Source organism: Clostridium sp. 1001270J_160509_D11, assembly GCF_015667935.1.
Lineage (GTDB): Bacteria > Bacillota > Clostridia > Peptostreptococcales > Peptostreptococcaceae > Intestinibacter.
Genome location: NZ_JADPET010000193.1, coordinates 1 through 4,099, shown reverse-complemented (window position 1 = coordinate 4,099; position 4,099 = coordinate 1). Strand labels below are relative to the sequence as shown.

Genomic DNA, 4,099 nt, shown 5'->3' with positions numbered 1-4,099 from the left:
AACAATATATTTTTTGCTAGTTTAATTTGATTAACTAGATATTTTCAATTATAATTATATCGTCAAGATAACTTTATTTCTATCAGTATCTTAACGAAAAAATATCAATATATTAACATATAAGGGGTGAATTTTATGCGTCCTAATAAAATGGTTTTAAATGACAAATTAGAAGATATTAGTATTGAAAAAATGTATTCATTCCCCTTTGAAGTTAGTTTTAGTGAAATTAGAAATTTTTCTAAAGGTTATGTTAAACTTCATTGGCATGATGAAATACAAATATCAATTGTAACTAAGGGGTCTATAGAGTTTATAGTTGGGGAAAAGTCATATATTTTAAAGAGTGGTCAGGGAATTTTTATAAATACACAAAGAATACACATGGCTAAAAGTGTTGGTGATAAAGATTGTATCTATCATTCTGTAATATTTAACCCTAAGTTATTAAAAACTTTCCCTGGAAGCATAATTGAACAAAAGTACATCGACCCCGTTATTACAGCAGATAATTTAAATTCAATTGAAATTTATGGGGAAAATAAGTGGGAAAAAGAAGCATTAAAATTCATTATGGATATAATAACTGCTGACATATCAAAATCTAGAGGATATGAATTAGAAATTTATATAAATTTAATGAGATTTTGGCTTTTATTAGTACTGAATGAAAATGATATATTTTCTCAAAAAACAGAACCCAAACCAATCAATGAAGAAAGGGTCAAAGATGTTTTATCCTTTATTCATAAAAATTATAGTAATAAAATCACTCTTCAAGATATTGCTGATTCTGTATTTGTTAGTAAAGGTGAGTGTTGCAGATTTTTCAAGAAATCACTTAAAATGTCACCTTACGATTATCTAATTAATTATAGAATTAACGAAAGTATGAAATTATTAAAAAATACCAGCTTTTCTATACTAGATATTGCTGAAAATGTAGGGTTCAACAATGTAAGTCATTATATACAAATATTCAAAAAGAAAACAGGTCAAACACCACATGAATATAGAAATTCATAAGATTTAAATATATAAAAAGAGATATCCATAATAAATAATTAAATTATAATAGATATCTCTTTTAAATTTATTTTTCAAAAATATGTTTTAGCTTTTGATCATAATAATCTATAAATAAAGAATAAACATAATCATATATTAAAAATACTACTTCAAATAATAAGACTAGATACCACTTTGAAGGTACATATACAAATTGTTTTGCAATAAAATATAATATTACTAAAGCTATATTTGCGTAAAGTAACTTAAGTATATATTCCAAAATTATTGGTCTATCTTGTTCTATTAAAAATTTAATCAATCCATATATGCCAAATGTAAGTGTATATATAGCCCAATGAATTTTATTTGCCATTGCTATAAAACTAAGTATTACAGATGCTAGATAAAATACTATGCCTGTTTTTGGCCCCCAATTCATAATAACAATAGCAATAGGAAGAGATGCTAAACCCAACAGAAAAATAGTATTTGTTTGAAATAAATTAACCATTAAAAATATCGTAACATCTACTGCCAAAAGCATCCCTGTATATGCAATTTTTCTGCCCATTTAATCAATCCTCCCTTAAATTAAAACTTGTGACAATTATTTTAACAACAGCTTATTAAGTCGCCTCCACAACATTCACAACATTGATCAGCGCACCATAATTGACACAATGTATCACAACAGTCATCACCACAACAACAGCAGCAACAACCATTTGAATCATTTCTTTTTCTTCGATTGTAGTTATATGAGTGATTATTATAGTCGTTTCTATATTGGTTATATTGATTAAATGCATGACTATATTCTTCGTTTTTTGGCTCCATAGTGGCCGCTGTTTTTATATATTCTTCACCTTCATCATAATATCCAATATTCATAGCTGATAGTCCAGTTAGATAGTACCATTCACTACACTTATTGTTTATCTTTTGAAGTAAATCATATGCTCTTTGAAATTCCTTCTTAGCCATCAGACTTCTTATATCTCCAAATTGACCTTGATATACATTACTGTACATTTGTTTCACACCCTTCCTCTAATATATGTTTATATCTTAAGTAAACTCCAGAATATATTATGTTGTCTATTATAGCTTTATTAAATTCAAGATTTAAATTTTCTATATTTTTAGCAACCATTCCTAAAGACATACTTATTAACCTATCTACTTTATTTTTTAACTCTTCTTTTTTATCTATATAATCCATAAATGGATTATATCTTTTATTTTTATAATCTTCTTCTAAATCTTCATATGCATCTAGTATGTAGATATACTTTCCTAAGTTAAACCCTATGTTTCTTAAAGTTTGTTCATATTCATCTTTTTTAAATACAAATATTTCTCCCATTAAGTTTCCAAATGTATTTGAAACTCTATCAATACTTTTTGATTTTTCATTTTCTAATTCTCTTAAATTTAAAAGTTGTTGTTTGATATATTCTGCCTTCTCGGGATATTTTTCATACGCTGATTTTAATTTTCCTTTGTAAATTGCATATGCTAATTTATCTTTTATTGTATTGTCATCATATAAATTATCTTCTAATTTGTAATATGATAAAAGTATATTCATACTTGCTGCGTATTCAGTTATTTCATTTACTATACGCATTTTTTTCTTTAATGGATTAGCAATACATCTTTCTTCTGTAACTTTTGATTCCACTTTATAAAGAGCTGTTAAAATTACTATTAAAAATGTTATATCGTAATTTAATGATAATCTTGAAATTTCACCATGGTTTTCTTTTAAATATTTACACAAACCACAGTAATACCCTTTATAATAATCATATTCTCTAAATGTCAAATCCATCTTATTTATTCTTATATAACCAAACATGATTTTTCCTTCCTTTGACATTTTAACTTTTTAATATTAGTATATCACTTTAATATAGTTTTAATTTATTACAATATATTAAGAAATCTAGCTTTATAATTGCTTATTTGCAATAATTTTATACTATAATTTTTAATATAAAGATTATAATTTCTAATAAAAGTAGGTGATTAATATGACTTTACAACAATTAAAATATGTGCTTGCTATAGCTGATAAAGGCTCTATCAACGAAGCCGCCAAAAGTTTATTTATATCCCAGCCAAGTCTTTCAAATTCTATAAAAGAGCTAGAACAAGAATTACAAATTACTATTTTTGTACGAACTAATAGAGGTATGACTCTTACAAATGAAGGATACGAATTTATCGGCTATGCAAGACAAGTTATTCAGCAATATGAAATACTCGAAGAAAAATATATTGAAGATAAGTATGCTAAAAAACACTTCTGCGTATCTACCCAACATTATGGTTTTGCTACAAACGCATTTATATCATTAATACAAAAATATGGTGGTGATAAATATGAATTCTCTATTAGAGAGACAAAAACCTTTGAAATTATTGATGATGTAAAAAATTTACGCAGTGAAATCGGAATTATATATTTAAGCAATTATAATAAAAGTGTACTACAAAAAATTATTCGTGAAAGCAATCTTAAATTTTTATCTCTAATAAAAGCTAAACCTCATATATTTATAAGCGAAAATCATCCCCTTGCATCTAAAAAAATAGTTACACTAGAAGATCTTGATGAATATCCTTGCTTATCATTTGAACAAGGAACATATAATTCATTTTACTTTTCAGAAGAAATATTAAGTACTCGTAGCGTAAAAAAGAGTATAAAAATTAGTGATAGGGCTGCAATATTTGACTTTATGGTAGGACTTAATGGATATACAATTTCTTCTGGTATGTATCCTGCTTATTTTTTAAGTGGTAGAAAAATTATATCCATCCCTCTTGATGTTGATGAAGTTATAAATATCGGTATAATTTATCATAAGGACATTACTCTATCTAATATTGGACAAATATATTTACAAATGTTAAAGGATCTTTTAAAAAAATAATTGCTTGAGCAATTATTTTTTATAAAAATCCATACTACAAATCGTAATCAAAAATCATTCTTTTTCATCATTTTAATAAAAATAATTATATGTTTTTAGTATTTGTATTTTATAAATTTATTATTTTCTTAACTATAGTTTTTAAC

5 protein-coding genes are annotated in these 4,099 nt (G+C 25.3%); 2 read left to right on the top strand and 3 right to left on the bottom strand.

Features of this window, described 5'->3' with window-relative positions:
* Positions 1-135: 135 nt before the first annotated feature.
* Positions 136-1,026, top strand: a complete 891-nt coding sequence (locus I4U58_RS12895) for a helix-turn-helix domain-containing protein (RefSeq protein ID WP_195931749.1) — start codon at positions 136-138, stop codon at positions 1,024-1,026.
* A gap of 67 nt (positions 1,027-1,093) precedes the next feature.
* On the opposite strand, the gene I4U58_RS12890 is transcribed toward I4U58_RS12895, so the two are convergent.
* Genes I4U58_RS12890 through I4U58_RS12880 form a run of 3 tightly spaced genes read right to left on the bottom strand, consistent with a single transcriptional unit; the run spans position 1,094 to position 2,872 of the window.
* The gene (locus I4U58_RS12890; protein ID WP_195931748.1) at positions 1,094-1,582 is read right to left on the bottom strand and encodes a hypothetical protein; all 489 of its coding nucleotides are present in this window, start codon (positions 1,580-1,582) and stop codon (positions 1,094-1,096) included.
* 41 nt (positions 1,583-1,623) lie between these two features.
* Positions 1,624-2,043, bottom strand: a complete 420-nt coding sequence (locus tag I4U58_RS12885; protein WP_195931747.1) for a hypothetical protein — start codon at positions 2,041-2,043, stop codon at positions 1,624-1,626.
* On the bottom strand, positions 2,033-2,872 hold the full coding sequence (locus tag I4U58_RS12880; RefSeq protein ID WP_195931746.1) for a DUF5685 family protein: 840 nt from the start codon (positions 2,870-2,872) through the stop codon (positions 2,033-2,035). The genes I4U58_RS12885 and I4U58_RS12880 overlap by 11 nt, the downstream gene beginning before the upstream one ends.
* 175 nt (positions 2,873-3,047) lie before the next feature.
* On the opposite strand from I4U58_RS12880, the gene I4U58_RS12875 reads away from it, so the two are divergent.
* Positions 3,048-3,953, top strand: a complete 906-nt coding sequence (locus I4U58_RS12875; RefSeq protein WP_195931745.1) for a LysR family transcriptional regulator — start codon at positions 3,048-3,050, stop codon at positions 3,951-3,953.
* Positions 3,954-4,099 lie beyond the last annotated feature (146 nt).